Genomic DNA, 21,630 nt, shown 5'->3' with positions numbered 1-21,630 from the left:
AGTGGATCTCAACATCAAGGACCGCGTTGCCATCGTGACCGGTGGCAGCAAGGGCATCGGCCTGGCGGCGGCGACCGAACTCGGCCGCGCCGGAGCCAGGCTGGTGCTCAGCGCACGCGGGGAGACCGATCTGGAGGCCGCGGTCGGACGTCTCCGGGACGATGGTGTGGAAGCGGTCGGGCACGTCGCCGACGCCGCCCGCGCCGAGGACATCGACGGTATCTACGAGGCCGCGATCTCGGCTTACGGACAGGTCGACATCGCCGTGTGCACAGCGGGCGGAGGCCACGGCCCACTGCGTGACTTCAGCTGGGACCAGTGGATCGAACTCTATGAACTGAACGTGCTGAGCGCGGTCGCCCTCGCCATGCGGTGCGTGCCGGCGATGCGGGAGAGGAAATGGGGCCGCATCGTCTTCGTCGGCTCGACGGCCGGCCGCGAGGCCGACCCCAGATTCGCCGCGTACGGTGCCGCCAAGGCGGCCCTTCTGCACGCCGCGAAGTCGCTGGCGCTCGGGTACGCCAAGCATGGGGTCCTCACCAACTGTGTCCTACCCGGCCTGACCCGGACCGAGGGCGTGTTGGCGGGCTATGAGGAGCAGGCTGAGCGGCTCGGGGTCACACCCGAGGACGTGGAACGCCGCATGCTCGAACTGCAGCCCATCGCGGCGGGACGGACCGGTGAGCCGGCGGAGGTGGCCGATGCCATCGCCTTCCTGTGCTCCGAACGCGCGTCCTGGATCGCGGGCAGCGCCCTGCTGGTGGACGGAGGAACCATCCGTGTCACTCCATGACACCGGTCAAGAGGTCGCGGGGGAGACCGAGACCGGGCTCGACGACCTCGCTCAAGAGGTCCGGAAATGGTGCGCGGTACGGGACGCCACAGGCTGGGCGGCCCGGATGGCCGCCGCCGACCCACAGGCACGCGCTGACCTCCAGCGAGAGTGGTTCCTGCGGCTGGCCGAGCAGGGTTATGCGTATCCGCACTGGCCCGCCGCCTGGGGCGGTGGCCGGTCGCGAGCCGAGCAGCTCGTCATCGCGCGTGAACTCATCCGTGGTGGGGCACCACGCCTGGACCTGCACTTCGTCGCCCTGTACCACGCCGCCGCGACCTTGATCGTGGCGGGCACACCCGAGCAGCGTGAGACCCACCTCCCCGCCATCCGAACCGGTCGGCGCTGGTGCCAGGGCTTCTCCGAACCCGAGGCCGGCTCCGACCTTGCGTCGCTGCGGTGCCGGGCGGTTCCGGCCGAGGGCGGCTACCGGGTCACCGGTCACAAAACATGGTCCACCGGAGCCGCGCATGCCGACATGTGTCTTCTGCTCGCCCGTACCGGGGGGCCGGGCCGCGCCGGAATCTCGTACTTCCTGCTCGACCTCGCGTCACCGGGCGTCGAAGTGCGCCCCATCCGCAACGCAAGTGGCCAGGAGGAGTTCTGCGAGATCTTCTGCAACGACGTCTTCGTCCCCGAAGAATCGCGGGTCGGCGCCGAGAACGAGGGCTGGCGGATCGCCAACGCGACCCTCAGCGAAGAGCGCGGCTTGACGATGCTCGAACGCTCCGAGGAGATGGCCACCGGCATGCAGCACCTCGTCCGGCTCGTCGCCGGTCTGGCACCCGGTAGCCGCGAGGAAGGTCTGCGGATCCTCGGCCGCTACTCCGAACGGGTCGAAGCGTTCCGGCTGCTCGTCGCGCGCGTTCTCGACGCGTCCGTGGAAGGAGCCGACGTCGCCGCCGCCTCGATCCTCAAGCTCGTGTACAGCGAACTCCTGCAGGACATCTCCGATGCCGGGCTGTCGCTGGCCGGGCTCGACGGGCACGTCGACGGGACGAGCTGGACGGGCACGTGGCAGAGCGGCCACTGGTTCGCCGACTACCTGGGGTCATGGGAGTGGACGATCGGTGGAGGGGCCAACGACGTGCTGCGCAACGTGGTCGGAGAACGGGTGCTGGGCCTGCCGCGCGGAGGTACGCGATGAGCGACAGGGAGGCCCTGCAGGAGGTCGTCCAGCAGGTACTCGCCGACGCTTGGCCGCCCCTCCCGGAGTACGGTTCGCAGCGGTCCCTGCCACCCGTGCCTGGCCGCCTCCTCTCACTGGCCGAGGAGCTCGGCTGGGGAGACCTGGAAGAGGATGCGGACGGCTTCACGTTCACGGCGACCGTCCTCGAACAGCTGGGCTCCGTCCTCGGGCCCGGAGAGCTGGTCACCAATCTGACTGTCGGCCCCATGCTGAGCACCGTCGCGCAGGGAGGCATCGGCTCGGACCGATTCGCGGTCTCCTGGACCGCGCCGGTGTGGCGACGGGATGCGGACGCCCCGGTACTGGACGGCGAAGGTGATCAACTGGAGATGACAGGGAGCGTCCCCTGGGTACTCGGCGGCGCGCCCGACGCCCGGCTCCTGACGCCGGCCGACCACGAGGGGCGGCCGGTGGTCCTCCTCGTACCGGTCCACGCCGAACGCACCCGCCTTGAGCAGGTCTCCTCCTCCGATCCGACCCGGGCGTTCGCGCATTGGTCGGCGGACGCCATGCCCGTTGCGCAGACTCAGGTGCTGGCTCGGGACGATGAGGCCGTAGCGCTGGTCGCGGAGCTGAAGGAACGCGTGAACCTGAGCTTGGCGCTCGACAGCCTGGGAGTCGCGAAGGCCGCACTCGACCTCACGTTGGCTTACGCGAAGGTGCGTGAGCAGTTCGGTGCTCCGATCGGGTCCTTCCAGGCCGTCAAGCACCGCAGCGTGGACATGTTCGTCCACGTGCAATGCGCCGAAGTGCTCCTGGAAGAGGCGGTCACCCGGTTCGGCTCGGGTGCGGCGGAGAGGTGTCTGCGGGCGAAGGCCGCCGCCTGCGAAGCCGCCGCCGAGGTCACCCGCTCGGCGCTGCAAAGCCACGGAGCGGTCGGTTACACCTGGGAGCACCCCTGCCACCTGCTGCTCCGCCGCGCGAAGCTCAACCAGGCACTCGGGACACCCGCCGACGAAGCCCGCAGGGCCGTCGGCGCGAGCCTGACGGCGGCACTCCCGAAACTCCCGGAGGGCGCCACGGCCGTCGACCGGCTCGGATCCAGGGAAGGAAGCAATGACCAAGCTTGACTTCAGCATGGGTGACAGCGCGGCGGCGCTTCGCGTCCGGCTCCGGGAGATGGTCGGCGAGCACCTCCCCGAAGGATTCCTCGGGGCCTTCACCGACGACCCGAAGGACCTCGCGACCACCCAGAAGTTCTCCCGCACCCTGGCCCGGGAGGGGCTTCTCACCCTCGCATGGCCTCGCGAGTACGGCGGTGCCGACGGAAGCGTGTGGGAGCAGACGGTCGTCCGCGAGGAGATGTGGGCCCACCACGAACCCCGCGGGGCGCAATACATGGGCCTGAACTGGGTCGGTCCGGCGATCATGGCGTACGGCACCGCGGAACAGAAGAACAGGCACCTGCCGCCGATCGCCGCCGGCGAAACGATCTGGTGCCAGGGCTTCAGCGAACCGGAAAGCGGCTCGGACCTTGCATCGCTGCAGACGCGCGCCGTCCGGATCGAGGGCGGCTGGAAAATAAGCGGTCAGAAGATCTGGACGTCGTACGCGGGCATGGCCGCCTGGTGCGTGCTGGCCGCCCGAACGGGTGACAAGGACAGTCGCCACCGCGGCATCTCGTTGTTCCTGGTCCCGATGGACCGGCCCGGCATCACCGTCCGGCCGATCCGCTCGATGCTCGGCCCGCACCACCTCAACGAGTGCTTCTTCGACTCCGTTCACGCCACCGACGACGAGGTGCTCGGAGCCGTGAACGAGGGCTGGGCGGTGATCCGGCACGCACTCGCCCACGAGCGCATCGGCATCGCGCGCTATGCGCGTTGTGAGCGTCTCCTCTGGTCCGCCCGGTCGAGCATCGGTGAGGAATGGGCCGGTCTGCCGGAGTCACTGCGCGACCGGTGGGCCGACGCGCTCGTCCAGACCCGGGTGGCACGGCTCCTCGCCTACCGGACCGTGGAGGAGCAGCAGCTCAGCGACCGTGTCGATCGCCAGGCCAGCCAGGCGCGAATCGCCTCGACGACCTGCGACCAGATGGTGGCCGAGGTCCTCGCCGAACTCCTCGGCGGCCGGTCGCTGCTCGGCCCGGCCGGTGAGGCGCCGCTCCACGGTGCGTTCGAGGACCACTGGAGATACGCCCAGGCGGCCACCGTCGCCTCGGGAACCATCGAGATCCAGCGCGAAATCGTCTCGCGCGAACTGCTCGGAAGGTAGGCGGCGAGCCGATGCGCACCACAATGCCCGAACCGATCCTCGACTTCGGCCGAAGCGTCGACAGCGCGCTCCAGCGCGCCGGTGGCATCGGCCTGGCGCGGGACGCCGAAGCCGACTACGCAGCGGCCGACCTCGCACTGAAAGCGTTGTCGCAGGTAGGCATGTACGACATCGACCCGCGCGACGACCTCGACTCGGCGGCCGCGGCGGCCGAGCTCTGCCGCGTGGCCGGGGCACAAGCCGCCCCGTGCCCCGTCGTGGGCATCATCTTGAGAGACCCGGCCGACAAGCCGTTCGCGCTCGTCTCGGACGAATGCCCGATCATCGACCATGCGGCGGCCGCACCGCTCTGGCGGGCCGCGACCCTGTCCGGTGACGTCTACGAGGCCAGGGTCGTGCAACGCACCGGTTCGAACCTGTCGCCGTTCGCCATGAAAGTCGGCCTGACGCGGCTCGACGACGAACCCGCCTCACCACAGGACGTCCAGCTCGCCCTGGCCCTCAGCGCGTTCCAGCTGCTTGGAACAGGCCAACAGGCTCTCGAACTGGCCATCAAGCACACACGCGAACGAGAACAGTTCGGCCGGCCCCTCAGTGGCTTCCAGGTGATCCGTCACAGCGTGGCCGATCTCTCGGTCGGCCTCGAAGGCCTGGCGCTCCTGTGCCGCTTCGCCCTGTGGCAGATCTTCACCGGATCGTCGGACGCGCTGCCGGACGCGCTCGCCGCCAAGCATGAGGCACAACGGGTGGTTCGCAACGTCCTGCGCATGTCCCAGCAGTTCCATGGTGCCGCCGGGCTGGCGGACGAGTACGACATCTCGGTCCTCGCGCGTCATGCGCAGCCCGCACTGAGACTCCCGACCGACATGACCACGACCCTTGGCCACCTCCGCGCCGCCATCGAAGAACGCGGGTTCGAAGGCCTGTACGCCCCCGAACACGCCCATCGAGCGGCCCTCACGACCGGAGAGGCGCGGTGAACGAAAGCACCTTCCACGAGGGACTCGCAGAGGCGCTCCTAGCCCGGAACGTGCCGGTCTTCGGAGTCGCGGGCGACTCGAACCTCTTCCTCGTCGACTCCTTCGCGAGACTGGGCGGCCTGTACGTCGCGGCCACGCACGAGGGCGGCGCGGTACTCATGGCGGCCGGTTACGCCAGCGTGTCCGGCCGCGTCGGCATCGCCACCATCACCCAGGGCGCCATCACCAACACCGTCACGGCGCTGGCGGACGCGGCGCGGTCGCACCACCCCCTGGTACTGCTCACCGGAGAGACCCCGCAATGGGACACCGACAACGTTCAGCACGTCCCCACCGGACAGATCGCGCGGTCAACGGGAGCGGAGTACCTGCGCATCGACGACCTGGCGGAAGCCGGCCACGTCCTGTCCCTGGCCTTCGGACGTGCCGCCCGTACTCCCGGCCCGGTGGTCCTCGGCGTCCCGAGCGATCTCATGAACCGGCAAGGCCCCCTCCCCCGGATCACCCCCCTCAGGCCGCCTGCACAGGTCACCCCGGATGAGGCCGCCGTCGCGAGGGCCGCGAACGTGCTCGCGCGGGCACAGCGCCCGGTTCTCCTCGCCGGACGCGGGGCCATAGCACCCAACGACCGCGAATCCTTGCTCGAACTCGCCCACCGCGTAGGTGCCCGCGTCGCCACCACGTTGCGGGCGAAGGACCTCTTCACCGGTGATCCGGCGGACCTGGGCATCTTCGGTGGACTGGCCACCAGCCGCGCGAACGCGTACTTCGACGCCGCGGACACCATTATCTCGGTCGGTGCGAGCCTGAATTCCTACACCACCTCGCAGGGCGCCGGACTGCACGGCAAACACCTCCTGCAGATCGACGACCGATCGGAACACGCCAGGGCGGAATCCTTCGTCCACGGAAGCGTCGACACCACGGTGCCGCTCCTCCTCAGGCATCTCGAAGACCTGGGCTTCACCGAAGACCAGGAGCCCTGGGACCTTGCGAACGAAGTCCCGTCCCCGAAGCCCCACCGCCCCATGGGGGAAGGCCGTCCGAACACCGTGGACTTCCTCCGGACACTGGACACCCTCGACCGGGTTCTGCCTCCCGACCGTCTGCTCACCGTTGACGGCGGCCGGATGTTCTTCGAGTCGGTCCGGCGGCTGTCAGTGGCGACTCCGCACGACTATGTGCACACGATGAGCATGGGTTCCATCGGGCTCGGCGTGGGCCTCGCGCTGGGAGCCTCCTTCGCGGACCCGGAACGCCTGTCTGTTCTGGTGACCGGGGACGGCGGCCTGATGCTCGGGGGACTGTCCGAGTTCACCACCGCCGTCCGCAACCGAAGCAAACTCGCCGTCTTCGTGATGAACGACGGATGCTATGGCGCCGAACACCACCAGATGACCCGACGCGGCGTCGCTCCGACCATGTCGTACTTCGAATGGCCGGACTTCGCCCCGATCGGACGCGCGCTCGGCGGCCACGGCGTCGAAGTCAAGAAACCAGGCGACCTCGACACCGTGACCCAGATGATCCACGAAGCGCGGCTTCCTCTCATGGTCGACGTCAAACTCGACCCGAACCGAATCGCGATGTCCTTCGACCGTCACCCACCAGGCGCCACGGGGACTGTCTGAAAGAGTCCGGCTCTGTCGTTCTTCCGGTGGTGACGGAGATGACGCCTTGTCACGTTCAGTGAGCGTTCGACAGGCGATCATCGGAGGTGTTCCAGAGGGTGAGGTCCTGCTCGCCGGGCGGACGGACCACCACCGCGATCGGCCGCCCGAGAGTGCCGGTGACGACGAACCGTCTGCGGCTGTTGATCCGCTCGTGGTCGCCATGGCCCCGGGAGCCGGCGCCGACGGTGCCGGCTCCCTTGACGCGCTGGGAGTCCGGCACCGCCGGCGGATCGGGCGAGCGGCCGGCGGCGTAACACCGTCATGATCTGTTCGCCCACCGCTCATCGGTCAGGTCCAAGGGATGGGACCGTTCTCACTCCCTGGGTCTCCACCCCCGCGGCGACGGCCTCACGACCGCCGCTTGACCTGAGGGAACTGGCCGACCCTGGGCCATGTGTTGAAAGGTTCAGTAGGTGATGCGGAGGCCTGCCAGGAAGGTGCGGTGCCGATGGGTGCCCGGGGCCATGGATGCGAAGCGGACCTTGTCGCCGGTCTGCGGGGCGTGCAGGAACCGCTGGTCGCCCGCGTAGATGCCTACGTGGCCGGGGGCGGTGGCGGTGCCGTGGGAGCCGGCCCAGAACACTAGGTCGCCCGGTTGGAGCTGGTCGTAGGGGATGCGTGGGAAGCGGCGGTCGTTGAACTGGGCGGCGGCCACCCGGGCCAGTTTCACTCGGCCGCCGGTGGCCTGGTGGACCGCGTGCAGGGTCAGCCCGCTGCAGTCCCAGCCGGGTCGGCCGCTGCCGTTGGAGTCAAAGCCGACGGTGGGCCCGTTCTCGTTGCCACCTCCGTACTGGTACGGGGTGCCCACCCACCGCTGCGCGTGGAAGAGGATCCGGCCGCCGAGGCCGCCGGAGGGGACCGGGGGAGGGCAGGTGGCGGCCTTGGCCTGGAGGGCGGCCACGAGCGCGGTGGCGAACGGCTCTCAGCGGGCATAGGCGTCCGGGTATGCGGAGCGCTGCACGGCTTGAGCGGCGCGGGTCAGCGGGATGTTCTGCCAGCGGGGGACTTCGACCAGGCGGGCATAGAACCGTTTGGCGGCGTGGGCGGGGTCGGTGACCTGGGCCGGGGTTCCCCAGCCCTGGGAGGGGCGCTGCTGGAACAACCCCAGGCTGTCGTGGTCGGTGGTGGTGTGGTTGACCAGCCGCGGCTTCTGCATGGCCGTGGCGATCGCGATCACTGCGGCTCGTGCGGGCAGCTTGGCGGCGGTGGCGACCTGGTAGATCGTCTGCGCGTTGCGCGCCTGGGCCTCGTTGATCTTCCCCTGGCCGGCGTCCATGCCGGCGCCCGTGGTGCCCAGACAGGAGGGATCGGTGCCCGGCACCTGAGTGTTCTCGGAGCCGGACGCCGTACCCAGCCCGATCCCGACCGCCAGCGTGATCGGCGCGACGGCCCCGGCCGCCACGACCCCGAGCAGGCTGCTGGGCGGGCTCATGCGGCCGGACGAGGGACGGCGACGAGAATGATCATGTGCATGCGAGGTCCTGGAATGGTGCCGGAGACACTGACGGGTGGGAAGACTGCGGACGCCACTGTGCTTTGCTGTAGCAAACGCCGAATGGGATGCGACTCTACGGTCACGGAGAGTGCTCGCCAGCTACAGCAAACGTCGGCGGTGCTTTGCGGGTGCTGAGTTTGCTGTCGTATCGGTAGGGATGCCCGGCTCGGCCGGGAGCGCCCGCAGAGCCGGCGGATCAAAGGGGGGTGGTGATGTCCGATGGCCGGGCCGACGATGAGAGGGCTGCCGTCCCGCCGTGCACCATGGGGAGATGGGGAGCATGTCCGGTGACCGTCGGCTGCGAGCCGCCTTCGACGCAGCCGCCGCCCTCTACCAGAACGCGCGTCCCGACTATCCGGCCGAGCTGTATGGCGACCTGCTCGCGATCACGGGGATCGCACCCCCCGCGCACCTGCTCGAAGTGGGCTGCGGCCCGGGGAAGGCCACGCTGCCACTGGCCCGCAGAGGCTTCCAGATCACCGCGATCGAACTCGGTGACGCCCTGGCGGCGCAGGCCCGCCGCCACCTGGCCGGCTTCCCCGACGTCTCGGTCATCACCTCCTCGTTCGAGGACTGGCAGCCACCGGCCGGCGTCCTGTTCGACCTCGTCTATGCGGCCACCGCCTGGAAATGGGTGGACCCGCAGGTCAAGTACGCCAAGGCCGCCGCCCTCCTCCCGCAAGGCGGCCACCTGGCGGTATGGAACGCCGGGCACGCCTTCCCCGCCGGCTTCGACCCGTTCTTCACCGAGATCCAGCAGGTCTACGACGAGCTCGGCGAAGGCGACGGCGGCCCCTGGCCACCGCCACCCCCACAGGAGCGGCCCGACCCCACCGCCACCGAGTTCGAGACCTCCGGACGCTTCACCGTCGTCGGCACACGCCGCTACGTGTGGGCCCTGCGCTACACCGCCGACGAATACCTTGCCCTGCTGGACACCTTCTCCGGCCACATCGCCATGGCCCCCGCCAAACGCGAACGCCTCCACCGCGAGATACGCCACCGCCTCGCCACCCGCCCGGACCGGCGACTCACCCGCCACTGGTCCGCCGTCCTGACCATCGGCCGCCGCCAATGACGTTTGGAGAGACTGCGGTTCGGTGCGGACGTCCGGCTCGGCTGGAACGGCCACGGCGCCGGTGGAGCGAAGAGCGGGGCTGGTCTCCTCAGGCGGCCAGGGCTGGTCCGATAACGGAATGGGAGGATGGCCCGGTGATCGATGAGGAGGACCGTTTCGTCATCCCCTCGAGCGGCTCGACGCCACGCTGGGTCGTGCACAGGCCGATCGACCCCTACGGCGAGGGCTACGTCCACACCATGCTCGTCGAGCTCAGCGATGAGGGGCTCACGGCCAGCGGGCATGCGACCTTCGAGGGCCGGACCCCAGAGAACTTGCAGGACTTCCTGCTCGGGCTGGCAAAGGACTGGCGGGGCTGGCCGGGCGTCCGTTCCTGGACGTCGATGGACGGCGAGATGACACTCGAGGCCGGCCACGACGGTCGGGCGTACGTGTCGATCGCAGTTACCCTGCGCGACTGTCCTCACGACCCTGGCGGATGGTCAGCCCGGATCGTCCTGTCCCTGGAAGCCGGTGAGGAGCTGCGCCGGCTCGCGGACACCGCCGAGCGCTTCCTCCACCCATGAACGTCTCGACATCTTGATCATGGTCTGCCGCTGCTGTAGGTGACCACTGCCGGTGTCCTCTGCGGCACCGCGCCCACCGCGCAGGCCCGCGCCAGGCTGGCGTCCTTCTCCCGAACGTGGCCCACACCGCCAACTGGACGGACGTTGTCGGCGGCCCGGCGTGCGATCTCTTCGAGCCGGCCCCGAGCGATCGCCGACGACGTCCGCTGTCTGGGGTCAAGGGCCGCGAGGTAACCCCTCGGACGGGTAGGGCACGGGTACGGCTGGTTGCTGCGGCGTGTGTCCGCAGGTCACCGGGGTGGGCTTTGGGGTGTTCCCAAACCGTGTGCCGCAGGTTCGAATCCTGCCGGGCGCACTCTCCAGAGCAGCGCTAATAGTGCCCTACCTGCGGGAACGCGGTAGAGCGCTGTCTTGTCCGTGTGCGACGGTCTACGGCTGTCTATGGCAACGTACGGCCGTCTGTGCCGAATACGTGCCGATGTCGGCGGCGCTTGCGAGCTCAGTACAGCCGGGTGTTAAGGAACTGAGCGATCACATCGACGTCACGGCAGGCTTCGGTGAGAGCGGACCGGGTGCGTCAGTCTGCGCGTCGGCTGCGTTGACGATGCCCGACCAGGCCTTGGCCGTGTTCGCGATCCTCGGCAAGCGCTGGTGCCCGCACGTGCTCTACCTGCTCGGCCAGTGGCTGTCGGCAGGCGCAAGAGATACCGGCGCCCTCTTGGACTGTGCGTCGATCACCCGTGGCGTCGAATGCTTGACTGCGGCAGACTGGAGGGCAAGGCCGAGGAGGTTTTGCGGTGGTCCGCACGTGGCGAGGTTCGGCCTTTGTGGCCTTGCCCAAGAGCAGGATGGCGGAGTACGGGTCTTCCTGGCTCAGGTATGCCTGGTTCAGGTATTGCTGGCTCGTCGTGGGTGAGGGCGAGGTGTGGCTCCGGAGCCGGAAAGGCGACTATCCGATTCCGCGGGATGAAGTGGCCCGGGGTTCCCCCGTTGCTCGGACACCGGTGGTGTGGGGTCAGGTGATGGTGTCGGGCGGTTCGTAGAGCCCTTCGTAGGTGATGGGGCTGTGCATTCCGATGCTGGAATGGCGCCTATGCGGGTTGTACCAGCACTCCATCCATTCAAACATGGCGGTGGCGAGTTCATCGCGGGTCTCCCAGGACTTGGCGTCAAGGAGTTCGCGTTGCATCGTTGCCCAGAACGCTTCCATCATGGCGTTGTCGTAGCAGTCTCCGATGGTGCCCATGGAGCCGAGCAGCCCGGCGGCGCGGAGGCGTTTCCCGAACGCCAGAGATGTGTATTGGGCACCGTGATCTGAGTGCAGGATCGTGGACCCGTTGTGCGGGTTCCTGCGGGCCACGGCCATGGCCAGGGCGGCGACGACGAGTTCGCTGGTCTGGCGTTTGTCGATGGACCAGCCGATGATGCGCCGGGAGTAGGCGTCCAGGATGGCCGCGCAGTACAGTTTCCCCTCGGTGGTGGGGTGCTCGGTGATGTCGGTCAGCCACAGCCGGTCCGCAGCGGTGGCGGTGAAGTCACGGTGCAGCAGGTCCTCTGCGGTGGCCTGGCCTGCGAGGTTGCGGTGTCCCTTGCGGCGGGGCAGCCCCTGCAGGCCGGCGATGCGCATGAGCCGCTCGACCCGCTTGCGGTTGACATGCTCGCCCAGGCCGAGCCGTAACTCGGCGTGGACGCGGGGCGCGCCATAGCTGCCCCGGGACTCCTCATGAATCTCTTTGATCAATTTGGTCAGCTCCTGATTGCGTTGCTCACGGGCGGAGACGGGCCGGCCGGCCCAGTCGTGGTATCCCGACCGGGAAACGCCCAACACTCGGCAGGCGATCGCAACCGGGATACCGTCGGCGGCGAGTTCATGCACCAGCGAGTACTTTATTTTGGGAGCACGTTCTCTCGGGCGAAGTAAGCGGCCGCCCGCTTGAGGATCTCGTTCTCCATCTCCAGCTGCCGCGTCTTACGCCGCAGCCGGGCCAGTTCCTTCCTTTCCGCCGTGGTCAGCCGCCCTGGGCCGCCGTTGTCATCGGCGTCGGCCTGGGCCATCCAGTTCCGCAGGCACGACTCGCTGATCCCCAGGCTCTTGGCGATCAACGAGATCGGCTTGCCGCCTTGGCGGGCCAGCTCAACGGCGCGTTGCCGGAACTCCGGCGGGTGAGGTGCAGGCACGAACGACTCCTTCCCCTCGGTGATCCGACGGTCACCTCAGGTCAGGTGTCCGAACAACGGGGGGAAGACCAGCCAAGGTCTATGTGTGCAGAGATGGCCTGGAGTACGGACTGTGCTTTGAGATGAAGAACAGTTATGAGGATGTCGAGTTCTGGCGCTGGTGGCGGCTGCGCGGGGCCGAGGAAGCGTGGTATGCGGTTAAGAAGGCTCGTTACCCGGTCACGCGTACGATCTACCGGCCCGGCTACGGTCGTCTCACGCGTTGGGGCGTGAAGTAGCGCACCGACCTGCATCGTCTCTGGGTCGATAGCGCTGAGGCGCGTTCGACAACGCGGTAGACGTCGGCTGTACCGCTGTTCCTCAAAGCCGGGGTCCTGGATGTCACCCAACGGCCTGTAGGGCGTCTACGTTCACCGTAGTCAACGATCGAGTCGGCCACATCCAGCGGCCGGGACGCCGGCCTTCATCCGACAGGTTCACCGTCCACTAGCCGGTTAGTCGGCCCTTGACCAACAACCGAACGGCCAACGGCGATGGCGAGCCAGTTCGGGCGGAGTTACCGCCGTCCACCGTTCGGTTGCTGCTCACGGGCCGACCTGATCGCCGGGTACCGCGCGGTCGCCGACCGGATACCCGACCAGGGCCCGCCGGGCGTCCGGCGTGCCCGCGGCCGCGCTGGAGGCGATCGAGGGGGCGCGACGATCGAGGCGGCGTGCGCGGCGGTCTGGTCGTCGGTGAAGTAGGTGACGTCGACGCCGAAGAACTTCGCGATGGCCACCAGGCGTTTGTGGCCGGGCTCGGTGCGGGTGCCCTTGCGTAGTTGCCACAGGTAGGCGGGTGAGATCACCTGTTCGCCGGCCGCGGCGTTGATCGCCTCGGCCGCTTCCTTGTGCGTGTACGGGCCGCGGTCGCGTGGATGGACGGTGCGGAACAGGTGATCCAGACGCCGGGCGATCGGGCCGGGGTCTGGATCCGGGGCGGGGGCGGCGGGCTGCCGCGGTGTGGTCGTCATCGGGGTCGCCTCTCCCGGCCAGAATGCCCAATCTGCTGTAGCAATGGCAACTCGCCATTACAGAACCTTGACGTTTGCTGTGGCAAATGAGCAGGTCGCCTCTACCGCTGCGAACACGTGGCGGTCCACCTCTTGCGACCCGGGCGGATCCACCTCTCCAGGACCCGCCCCTTCAAGGAGCCGTGCATGTCCCTTCTGCTGTGCGTCCATGACGTCGCCTCGGGCGCGGCCGGGCTGGTCAGGCTGCTGGCCGATCCCATCGACAACCCCGCGCCGGCCGACCCGACGAACGGGTCCAAGGGGATCAGCCTGCTGCTCAGCTACGCCAAGTGAGGCGCCCTGACGGCGTGTGCGATCTGTGCGGTGGTCTCCGGCGGCCTGCTCGCCGTGGGAACCCTGACCAACCGTCCCGACAGCGCCGACAAGGGCAAACGGGCGCTGATCTGGTCGCTGGCCGGGGTCGTGGTCACCGCGATCGCGATCCCGATGGTCAACACGGTCTTCAGCGCGGCGGCCTGAGCGGACCGGGGAGACACTCATGGACAACTTCTTCCTGCGCCGCCGTCGCCCGAGCACCTCATGCCTGGCCGTCGCGGTGATCGTGGTGGTGGGCTGCCTCATCGCCTGGCTGCTGGTCCAAGCACTGACAACGCACACCGAACCCGGCACCCGGCGTCCCGCGGCCACTCTTCCAGCCGGAATCGCTCCAGGAGACGATGACACGCTGACCGCAGGGCCGCTGCGGGTCTTGGCGGGCAGGGCCGTCGTCAAGGACGTACCGGTCGGTTTCCCGCACACGACGGCCGGTGCGGTCTCAGCCGCGGTGCACTACTGGGGCCAGATCGGCTCCACGCTCAAGCCCGCGCGTGCCTACGTGATCGGGCGCATCGTGGCCGATCCGGCATGGAAGACCGCCCCGCAGGACCTGGCACAAGGCCCGGTCCACACCCGCCGCATGCTCGGGCTGCCGACAGCCGGACCGGTGCCGCAAGGGGCCGCCGTGCGGCTGACGCCGATGGCCTACCAGCTCCGGGACGTCACGCCCGATGCGGTGTTCGTCCTGCTCCTGGCCTACTACGAGACCACCGTCCCCGGCTGGGAACCGGAAACCGGCCCAGGTGTCTTCCCCGCGCAGCTGCGCTGGATCGCAGGGGACTGGAAGCTGCCCGCCCCCACCCAGGACGCCGACTACTCCGAGCTGAGGGCCCCGCCCGGATCCGCTGAGGCCATGGCCCTGGGCTGGCGGCCCCTGTGGTACTGACCCCGACTTCTCCGGACGGAGCTCCCCATGTCCTGCGGCTTGTTCACCCCGGGCCTGTGCCGAGGTCTCCTGCGCGACGGCTTGGACACCCTGGCCGGCAGCGCCTTCGATGCGATCGTGCGGTCGTTCATCTCCGCCGCCAACACCCTGCTGGAGGCGTTCGCCAAGGCGTTCGTGGCGATTCCGCCCATCGATCTGGACTCGCCCGGCATCACCGGCATCTACGGCACCAGCCTGGGCCTGGCCACGGTCGTCGCGGCGCTGCTGTTACTGGGCCAGGTGATCCGGACGGCGGTGACCCAGGACGGCTCCGCCCTGGCGCAGGGAGTCGTCGGCCTGATCAAGGCGGCGCTGGCGATCCTGCTCACCGTCGCGATCACCGGGACGGCGCTGCGGGCCTCCGACGAGCTGACCGACTACATCGTGGTGCGCTCCTTCGGCTCGACCAGGGCACTGACCGACAAGCTGGCGCACCTGATCGTCTGGAACCAGACCCAGGGCCTGGCGGAGGCCTCCGCGTTGCTGCTGATCCTGGCCGTCGTCGGCATCGTGCTCACGCTGGTGCTGTGGTTCGAGCTGCTGCTGCGTAACGCGGCGATCGCGGCGCTGGTGGCCACCTCCCCGATCGCGGCGGCTGGCCTGGTAACGGAGTCCACCCGGCAGTGGTGGACCAAGACCGCCGTGGCCACCGCCCAACTGATCGTCCTCAAGCCGGTGATCGCGCTGGTGTTCGCGCTCGGCTTCGGCATGACAGGGCAGAGCAAGGACATCCAGGGACTGCTGGCCGGGATGCTGATCCTGCTGCTGGCGGTGTTCGCGTGGCCGGCGATCGCCCGGTTCTTCTCCTTCGCCTCGGCCGCGGTCGGCGGCAGCACCGGATTCGGCGCCCTCCTGGGGGCCGCGGCCGGGCACACCGGCGGCGGCAGCGGTAGAGCACCCGCCGGGGTGGAGCCTGACCAGTTCTCCCGGGAAGCCGAGGCCCGCACCATGGCGACCTTCGGCGGCGGGCGAGGCGGGGGAGCGGTGGGTCCCGCAGCGCTCATGGCGGGCGTCCAGACCGCGCAGAAGGTGATCAACAGCCTGGGACGCGGCATCGACCAGACGGCCGCGCACGCCGGAATGAGCGGACGACCGGCCACCTACTCCGCCGGCTTCCCCACCTACCCCGGCAGATACCGCAGCGGTGGCCACTGGCCGGCCGACCACAGCGACCCACCCGTCACCGGCGAGGAGCAAGCGCTTCGCTGCCGGCATGATCGAGTTTCCGCTCAACGGCAGTTGGGGGCGTCGCTCGCATCGCAAGCCGCAGGAACGGGTGGGCGCACAGGTCATGCGTTCGAATCCGGCGACCGAGAACGTCGCCGTGTCCGGACCATGAGCAGGATGCCCTGATGGATCAACACGCCGACGCCGGTGTTGGCCATGGCGAGCCCAGACGCGCCGAGCAACCCCGGCTCGACGCTCATCACGTCGCTTGTGACCAGCAAGATCGGCCATCCCAGACCGGCGGCGATGAGTGACGACCGCCACCAGCGTCCGAGTAGAAGGCCGAACAGGATCAGTGTCGGGATCACGATGGGGGACCTCCTGTTTCACTGTTCCCAACCGACGCACGGCAGCGCGGACAGCGGCGGATGTACGCACTTGATCAGGAGTGAGGCGGGGATTGCCTGTACGTCACGCACCGACCTTGTTTGTAAGTGGTTACTAATGTAATGCTGCAGGCATGGGAACGCAGCGCAGTACGGCATCGCGGCGACGTACGGACGCGGTCGACATCGGCATGCGAGTCTTCGCCGACCACGGACTGACGACCGCGTCGGTGCAGAAGGTGGCCGACCAGATGGGTGTGTCACAGCCGTACGTTTTCCGGCTGTTCGGCAGTAAGCGCGACTTCTTTCTGGCCTGCGTGGATGAGATGGAGGCCCGTATCCGGCGGGTGCTCCAGCAGGCGGCGGCCCAGAACCCGGGTGACCCGCTGCCGGCGATACGCGCCGACTTCCGGGCGCTGATCGCCGACGGCGTCGTCACCGGCCTGTGGTTGCAGGCCTGCGCGGCGGCCCGCTCCGACGAGGCGGTCGCGGCGCGCTGCCGGGCGATGATCGGCGGGATCCTGGACGAGGCCGAGCATCGGTCCACGGCAGGACCGCGGGAGTTGCGGGACACGCTCGCGCTCGGCGCGTTGGTGGTGATGCTGCAGGCGTTGAACGTGGATTTGAGCGAGGGCAGCCAGGCCGCGATCGACTCCCTGCGAGGCGTGGAGGCGACGTTGTGAACCCGCTCCTGCCGCCTGTGCCGGCCGGCCCGTCGACCGGGGTGCGGTGGGTCGGTTCGGCGCCGCGACTCGCCGGACCGGCTCCTGCCTCACCTCGGCGAACGGGCGGCGGCCGTGGACGCGGTCTCCCGGCAGGTCTGCCCGCAGTGCCCGGGGGGAACGACGTGGATCCGGGGCCGCCGAAAGGTTCCCCCCGCGCGGCTTCTTCGGCGCGAACCGGCTCCACCCCTCGGGCAGCCGGATACCGGCTCCAGGCCCGGGTGGTAGCAGCGCACATCGACCTTGATCGAAAGAGGTGAGGTGGTGGACGTCTTCGGGTCGGTGGCCGACCTGTACGAGACCGCCCGGCCGGGCTATCCGCCCGAGATCGCCGAGGAGATCGTCGCCTACCACGGCGGCACGCCGGCGTCCGTGGTCGAGATCGGCGCCGGCACGGGCAAGGGAACCGAAGTGCTCGCCCGTATCGGCGCACCCTTGACCTGCCTCGAGCCAGATCCCCGGATGGCGGCGTTGCTGGCCACGCGATTTCCCGACGTTCGCATCCGCGCCAGCACCTTCGAACGGTGGTCGCCACCCGCCGGTGGGGTCGGTGTGCTGGCCTGCGCCATGGCCTGGCACTGGCTGGACCCGGCCACCCGCAACACGCACGCGCGGCAAGCACTCGCGCCCGGCGGCACACTGGCGCTCTTCGGGCATCGCTATGACTACGCCGACCCCGGCCAGCGGGCGGCGATCCGATCCGCGCTGCACGCCATCGACCCCACCGTACGGGAGCGACCCGCGGACTGGTTCCACCAGGACGTCGTCGACCACGGGCGGTTCGTCAACGTCCGCAAGGAGGTCTTCCGGCGCGACCTGCCACTCGACAGGGAACGCTATCTCGACCTGGTGCGTACCTTCGGGCCGTACCTGTCCCGGTCGCCGGAGCAGCAACAGCGTGGACTGACCGCCCTCGGCCGACTGGTCGACGACTTCGGCGGCACCGTCGTACTCGATCTGCGCACCACGCTGGTGCTGGGCCAGGGTGGAAGGCGGATACATGCTCGGTGACCGGTGGGGCGTGACCGACAGGGAGATCTTGCGCGCCTATCCGTGCGACGACTTCGTCGTCTCACCCACACTGCGGGCATGGCGAGGGGTAGGAGTGAACGCGCCTGCCACAGTGGTATGGCCGTGGGTCGCCCAGGTGCGGCTGGCGCCCTACTCCTACGACTGGATCGACAATCTCGGCCGCCGCTCACCTCGGCAGCTGGTCGGCCTCCCCGAACCTCGAGTGGGAGAGGCGTTCACCACCGCCGGTGGGCGGAAGCGGGGCAGAATCCTCTCGGTCGAGCCCGGGAAACAACTGACCGGAAGGATCATGAATGCCGTCATGTCCTACGTCCTGGTACCCGAGGAGCACAACACCACGCGCCTGCTGCTCAAGGTCGTGATGCGAACAAACCGTGTGGTCGCTCTCGGGTTGTCCGTCGGGGACCTGGTCATGGCCCGACGGCAGCTGCTCACCTTCAAGCAACTCGCCGAACGCTGTACGGAGTGAAGATCGGACGTCCGCTCATCGGCATGAGAGATCGACTCCAGCCCCAGCAATGGAGCGCCGGGCAGTGCCCACGGGACGCTTTGTGGAAGTGGTCCGGTTCCCGGTCGAGAACGTCTCGCCAGAGGCACAGGTGAACGTGCGAGAGGTGCCGGCCTACCTGCGCGAGGCGCTGGACGGCGCGGGAGCGGACCTGGACGACGTGGACCTGATGGCCGCCGAGATCGTCACCAACGCGGTACGGCACACCGCCAGCGGCCGGCCGGGTGGGCAGGTGTGGGCGGCTGTGATCGCCACGGACGAACAGGTCCGGGTCGAGGTCATCGATCAGAGCGAAGCGAGGAGCGAACCGTGGATCCCGCCGTATCCGGTACTGAGCGGCCGAGGTCTGCTGATCGTGCAGGAGCTGGCGGCCCGCTGGGACTGGTCGCGCGATCGGAACGGGTACACGACGGTGTGGTTCCAGGTGCCGCGCACGGGCGGGGCGGCGGGATGGCCTCGGTGACCGCGTACGGGGTGAGGGTGCCGTACGGCAAGGGCCGCGCAGGTGGTCGGGCGGTGGCAACCGAGCGGCCATAGCGATGGACGGGACCAAACTGCGACGGCACCGCGAGATCTGACTGCTGCTGCAGGACGTGTCGGCCCGGTGCGATCACTTGGGTCGGACCTCACGGCGGCAACGTGGGCGCGCGCTATGGTGCGGACGTGACCGGCTGTGCGCAGCCTCCGCTGCTGTTCCTCGACGTCGACGGGCCGCTCATCCCTTTCGGGGCGGCACAGCAGTACCCGACCTACCACGTGGGACCTCGGCCAGAAGGGTCTGGTTCTCATCCGCTCCTGAACAGGATCGATCCCGAGCACGGGCTCCGGCTCAGGGCACTGCCGTGCGAGCTGGTCTGGGCGTCGAGCTGGATGGCCGACGCCAACGAGTGCATCTGCCCGCGTCTGGGCTTGCCGCAGTTGCCGGTGGTGAACTGGCCGGAGCCGTCCGACCTCGATGAGCAGGACGAACGAAGCGGACTGCACTGGAAGACCCGGGCCCTGGTCGCCTGGGCGGCGGGGCACGCGTTCGCCTGGGTCGATGACGAGATCACCGACATCGATCAAGCCTGGGTCACCGCTCACCATCCGGGTGAGGCCCTCCTCCACCGCGTCGATGCCCGCCAAGGCCTCACCGACGCCGACTACACCGTCCTTGATCAGTGGTCGCGCAGGGCCCACGCACTCGAGGGCCGCAACGGCCGGGTCGGGCTTGCCACCGCCGGTGAGGGGGCGGCGCCCGCCTCCGCCGGCGGGTGAGGATGCCACTGGCTACTCCTGGTAGGCCCTGACTGAGTTCTCACCTCCCAGCCGACGTGTTGAGGCGACGCTGGGAGTAGCGGTGTGATGTGCAGTGGGCCGGAGGACGATGCAGGAGACTGAGACATGACTTCTGCCAGCGAGCTCGCGGCCGCCGGTGAGATAGAGACTGTCCAATTTCTGGTTACCCCGAAGAGACCGAGAACAGCCCCTCAAGCCCCTTGGCGCCGTTGGCAGAGAGTCGCCGAAACCTCGGACGCCAGGGGTAACTCGAGGATCCGTTCTCGCCCCAGGTCATGATCGGGCGGTGGCCAGAACCCTGCCGAATTCAGTTTTTAGGATCAAGAGCGGCGGCGCCGGTCACCGGGCGGCGAACCGCCGGACCGCGCACCAGCTCCGACCTGATCAGAAGCTCCCAATGCAGGGCAGCGACTCTTCGTAGGGGCGATGAGGACCTAGATCACCACCTACAGGGTGCGGCTGCAGGCCCTGTTGCGACCCCTCGTAGGGGCGATGAGGACTAGTTAGCCACTGGGGCGGGATCGTCGCGACCTACCTGTTGCGACCCCTCGTAGGGGTGATGAGGACCCGTCCAGGAGGCGGGCAACGACCCCGATCCGGCCTCAGGTCTGACATGGGGCGCTACCTGAGTCACTCCCTGCCTGCCATCAGGCGGCCCAGCTCCTCGATCAGCCCGCCAACGGCAACGCACCTCATGACCGCCGTCAACCGGCTCGAGGTAATGGTGGGATCACGGCGACCCACACCCTCGTCTGCGGGCCGGGGACGCATGGACCGAACTCGCAGCGATCCAAGAAGTCCTTCGCCTGAGAGTCATGCAGACGCTCTGGAGACGAGGAGTGCTCCAGGGGTGTGAGACCTGCGCAGGGGTGGCCGGGTGCTGCCCGCCACCCCTGCGTGAGACCGTCAGGTGGCCTCTGTGGAATCGCCCCAGGCTTGGGCGAGCGCCTCCGGCGTGAGGCTGAAACGCTCCCGGATCACTTTCGGCGGAACGGCGTAGTCCAGGCATTGCTGAAGCAGCCAGGCCAGGGCGTAGGACGGCGACGCCTGGCGGCAGCGGGCCAGCGCCATCTGGGCCAGCCCGCCATCACCGCTCAGGTAAGCGGTGTAGGCGAGCAGGGCCGCGGGCGCCGCCGCGTACGCCTCGACCGCGCGGCGGGTCACGTCCTGCCACAACCGCAGCTGCTGCATGGGGTCGTGGCCGGCGATCCGGATCCAGGCCTCATCACGAACCCGAAGGTGGGTTAACACGACCGACAGCCGGGCCGCCTCCTGGTCGGTGAGCCTACGGTCCTGGCCGATGAGCGAGCGGACCATCGGCAGGCCTTCGCGGACCAGCAGATCCGAGCTGGACCCTTCGCGCAGCAGGTCGGCCTCGGCGCGTTCGGTCTCGGCCACCATCCACACCCGGTCTTGGCCCTCGACCGGGGTGAGGGTGGCCGCCTTGTCCTGGCGGCTGCCGTAGGCGACCAGCCCGGCGTAGGTGGCCTGGGCCGCCACCTTGGAGGTCGTGATGTCGTAGGGGGTGCCCTCTTCGGGGCAGCAGTCGCGGTTGTGGCACACCAGCGACCGCCACCGGCCGCCGTCGACGTGCAGGACCTCCTTGACGGTCAGGACGTCCTCCAGCGCGTCCTTGACCTCGGCCAGCAGCGGCAGCGCCAGATCCTTGCCGCCGTAGCCGAGCAGGATCGCGGCGTCGGCCGCGTTGCGGATCACCATCCCGAGCACCTGCATCAGCAGGTCGCTGTAGTGCTCGCGGTCCACCAGGTCCAGCCGAGCCGCGAAGTTGCTTTGGGTGTTCCAGCACAGGATCACCAGGGAGTTGTCGGGGTGGAAGCCCAGCAGGTAGGGGATGACGGCGACGGCGTCGGCCGGGCTGGTGATGACGAGCTTCGGGGTCTTGTCCATGGGTGAAGTCCTTGTCGTGAGAAGACTCAACGGCCGCAGCCGAAGCGGCCGGAGAAGAACGGAGCTCAGTGCGTGCGGTGCACCGAGCCGCAGAAGCGGAAGCCGCCCCGTC

Annotated in this window: 24 protein-coding genes; 18 read left to right on the top strand and 6 right to left on the bottom strand. The window is 68.8% G+C overall.

The annotated features are described in order from the left end of the window. Position 1 precedes the first annotated feature (1 nt). From C4U03_RS15680 to C4U03_RS15655, 6 genes are read left to right on the top strand one after another with little or no spacing between them, the layout of a single operon-like run. Positions 2 to 793, top strand: a complete 792-nt coding sequence (locus C4U03_RS15680; protein WP_103938470.1) for an SDR family oxidoreductase — start codon at positions 2 to 4, stop codon at positions 791 to 793. Then, a complete protein-coding gene (locus tag C4U03_RS15675) occupies positions 780 to 1,979 on the top strand; it encodes an acyl-CoA dehydrogenase family protein (RefSeq protein WP_200827251.1) in 1,200 nt (399 codons plus the stop codon). The genes C4U03_RS15680 and C4U03_RS15675 overlap by 14 nt, the downstream gene beginning before the upstream one ends. Then, positions 1,976 to 3,091: an acyl-CoA dehydrogenase family protein gene (locus C4U03_RS15670; protein WP_160147003.1), complete on the top strand. Its 1,116-nt coding sequence runs from the start codon at positions 1,976 to 1,978 to the stop codon at positions 3,089 to 3,091. Before C4U03_RS15675 ends, C4U03_RS15670 begins: the two co-directional genes overlap by 4 nt. Next, positions 3,078 to 4,235, top strand: a complete 1,158-nt coding sequence (locus tag C4U03_RS15665; protein ID WP_103938467.1) for an acyl-CoA dehydrogenase family protein — start codon at positions 3,078 to 3,080, stop codon at positions 4,233 to 4,235. The genes C4U03_RS15670 and C4U03_RS15665 overlap by 14 nt, the downstream gene beginning before the upstream one ends. An 11-nt stretch (positions 4,236 to 4,246) precedes the next feature. Next, on the top strand, positions 4,247 to 5,215 hold the full coding sequence (locus C4U03_RS15660) for an acyl-CoA dehydrogenase family protein (protein ID WP_103938466.1): 969 nt from the start codon (positions 4,247 to 4,249) through the stop codon (positions 5,213 to 5,215). Beyond that, on the top strand, positions 5,212 to 6,846 hold the full coding sequence (locus tag C4U03_RS15655; RefSeq protein ID WP_103938465.1) for a thiamine pyrophosphate-binding protein: 1,635 nt from the start codon (positions 5,212 to 5,214) through the stop codon (positions 6,844 to 6,846). The genes C4U03_RS15660 and C4U03_RS15655 overlap by 4 nt, the downstream gene beginning before the upstream one ends. 55 nt (positions 6,847 to 6,901) lie before the next feature. Here C4U03_RS15655 and C4U03_RS15650 read toward each other — a convergent pair whose 3' ends face one another. The 3 genes from C4U03_RS15650 to C4U03_RS15640 all read right to left on the bottom strand — a co-directional run bounded on the left by C4U03_RS15650 (position 6,902) and on the right by C4U03_RS15640 (position 8,320). Beyond that, on the bottom strand, positions 6,902 to 7,108 hold the full coding sequence (locus C4U03_RS15650; RefSeq protein ID WP_103938464.1) for a hypothetical protein: 207 nt from the start codon (positions 7,106 to 7,108) through the stop codon (positions 6,902 to 6,904). 186 nt (positions 7,109 to 7,294) lie between these two features. Then, entirely contained in the window at positions 7,295 to 7,789 is a 495-nt protein-coding gene (locus tag C4U03_RS15645; RefSeq protein ID WP_103938463.1) for a C40 family peptidase, read from the bottom strand. Positions 7,790 to 7,810: 21 nt separating this feature from the next. After that, positions 7,811 to 8,320: a hypothetical protein gene (locus C4U03_RS15640; protein WP_103938462.1), complete on the bottom strand. Its 510-nt coding sequence runs from the start codon at positions 8,318 to 8,320 to the stop codon at positions 7,811 to 7,813. Between the two features lie 343 nt (positions 8,321 to 8,663). On the opposite strand from C4U03_RS15640, the gene C4U03_RS15635 reads away from it, so the two are divergent. Both C4U03_RS15635 and C4U03_RS15630 read left to right on the top strand, forming a co-directional pair. After that, the gene (locus C4U03_RS15635; protein ID WP_103938461.1) at positions 8,664 to 9,461 is read left to right on the top strand and encodes a class I SAM-dependent methyltransferase; all 798 of its coding nucleotides are present in this window, start codon (positions 8,664 to 8,666) and stop codon (positions 9,459 to 9,461) included. A 134-nt stretch (positions 9,462 to 9,595) separates the two neighbouring features. Then, positions 9,596 to 10,027: a DUF6228 family protein gene (locus C4U03_RS15630; RefSeq protein WP_103938460.1), complete on the top strand. Its 432-nt coding sequence runs from the start codon at positions 9,596 to 9,598 to the stop codon at positions 10,025 to 10,027. A gap of 1,015 nt (positions 10,028 to 11,042) precedes the next feature. Here C4U03_RS15630 and C4U03_RS15625 read toward each other — a convergent pair. Next, a protein-coding gene (locus tag C4U03_RS15625) for an IS3 family transposase (protein WP_407701430.1) occupies positions 11,043 to 12,205 on the bottom strand; the annotation gives its coding sequence in 2 pieces (ribosomal slippage) (positions 11,043 to 11,917 and positions 11,917 to 12,205; 1,164 coding nt in all). A 122-nt stretch (positions 12,206 to 12,327) separates the two neighbouring features. Between C4U03_RS15625 and C4U03_RS40435 the strand changes: the two genes are divergently transcribed. Further along, positions 12,328 to 12,483: a hypothetical protein gene (locus C4U03_RS40435; RefSeq protein WP_160147001.1), complete on the top strand. Its 156-nt coding sequence runs from the start codon at positions 12,328 to 12,330 to the stop codon at positions 12,481 to 12,483. Positions 12,484 to 12,761: 278 nt separating this feature from the next. Here C4U03_RS40435 and C4U03_RS15615 read toward each other — a convergent pair whose 3' ends face one another. Next, on the bottom strand, positions 12,762 to 13,217 hold the full coding sequence (locus C4U03_RS15615; RefSeq protein ID WP_103938457.1) for a helix-turn-helix domain-containing protein: 456 nt from the start codon (positions 13,215 to 13,217) through the stop codon (positions 12,762 to 12,764). 186 nt (positions 13,218 to 13,403) lie between these two features. Here C4U03_RS15615 and C4U03_RS41140 point away from each other — a divergent pair, with 186 nt between their 5' ends. The 9 genes from C4U03_RS41140 to C4U03_RS15570 all read left to right on the top strand — a co-directional run bounded on the left by C4U03_RS41140 (position 13,404) and on the right by C4U03_RS15570 (position 19,589). Further along, positions 13,404 to 13,550, top strand: coding sequence for a hypothetical protein (locus tag C4U03_RS41140; RefSeq protein WP_200827250.1), 147 nt, complete (start codon positions 13,404 to 13,406; stop codon positions 13,548 to 13,550). A gap of 30 nt (positions 13,551 to 13,580) precedes the next feature. Continuing rightward, positions 13,581 to 13,736 carry a hypothetical protein gene (locus C4U03_RS41135; protein ID WP_200827249.1) on the top strand — a complete coding sequence of 52 codons (156 nt, stop codon included), beginning with the start codon at positions 13,581 to 13,583 and terminating at the stop codon, positions 13,734 to 13,736. 19 nt (positions 13,737 to 13,755) lie between these two features. Continuing rightward, a complete protein-coding gene (locus C4U03_RS15605; protein WP_103938456.1) occupies positions 13,756 to 14,478 on the top strand; it encodes a hypothetical protein in 723 nt (240 codons plus the stop codon). A 27-nt stretch (positions 14,479 to 14,505) separates the two neighbouring features. Beyond that, positions 14,506 to 15,870, top strand: coding sequence for a hypothetical protein (locus C4U03_RS15600; RefSeq protein WP_103938455.1), 1,365 nt, complete (start codon positions 14,506 to 14,508; stop codon positions 15,868 to 15,870). A gap of 334 nt (positions 15,871 to 16,204) precedes the next feature. Continuing rightward, positions 16,205 to 16,753 (top strand): TetR/AcrR family transcriptional regulator, encoded by a 549-nt coding sequence (locus C4U03_RS15590; RefSeq protein WP_103938453.1) that lies wholly within the window; start codon positions 16,205 to 16,207, stop codon positions 16,751 to 16,753. A 303-nt stretch (positions 16,754 to 17,056) separates the two neighbouring features. After that, entirely contained in the window at positions 17,057 to 17,803 is a 747-nt protein-coding gene (locus tag C4U03_RS15585; RefSeq protein ID WP_160147000.1) for a class I SAM-dependent methyltransferase, read from the top strand. Continuing rightward, positions 17,793 to 18,293, top strand: coding sequence for a polyketide cyclase (locus C4U03_RS15580; protein ID WP_103938451.1), 501 nt, complete (start codon positions 17,793 to 17,795; stop codon positions 18,291 to 18,293). Before C4U03_RS15585 ends, C4U03_RS15580 begins: the two co-directional genes overlap by 11 nt. Positions 18,294 to 18,429: 136 nt before the next feature. Further along, positions 18,430 to 18,795 carry an ATP-binding protein gene (locus C4U03_RS15575; protein ID WP_235017884.1) on the top strand — a complete coding sequence of 122 codons (366 nt, stop codon included), beginning with the start codon at positions 18,430 to 18,432 and terminating at the stop codon, positions 18,793 to 18,795. Positions 18,796 to 18,995: 200 nt separating this feature from the next. After that, the gene (locus tag C4U03_RS15570) at positions 18,996 to 19,589 is read left to right on the top strand and encodes an HAD domain-containing protein (protein WP_160146999.1); all 594 of its coding nucleotides are present in this window, start codon (positions 18,996 to 18,998) and stop codon (positions 19,587 to 19,589) included. A gap of 927 nt (positions 19,590 to 20,516) precedes the next feature. Here the strand turns inward: C4U03_RS15570 and C4U03_RS15565 are convergent. Next, positions 20,517 to 21,518 carry a DUF4192 domain-containing protein gene (locus tag C4U03_RS15565; RefSeq protein ID WP_103938449.1) on the bottom strand — a complete coding sequence of 334 codons (1,002 nt, stop codon included), beginning with the start codon at positions 21,516 to 21,518 and terminating at the stop codon, positions 20,517 to 20,519. Between the last annotated feature and the right edge of the window lie 112 nt (positions 21,519 to 21,630).

The sequence above is a fragment of the Thermomonospora echinospora genome (genome assembly GCF_900108175.1).
GTDB lineage: Bacteria > Actinomycetota > Actinomycetes > Streptosporangiales > Streptosporangiaceae > Thermomonospora > Thermomonospora echinospora.
This window is presented reverse-complemented; position numbering and strand designations above follow the sequence as displayed.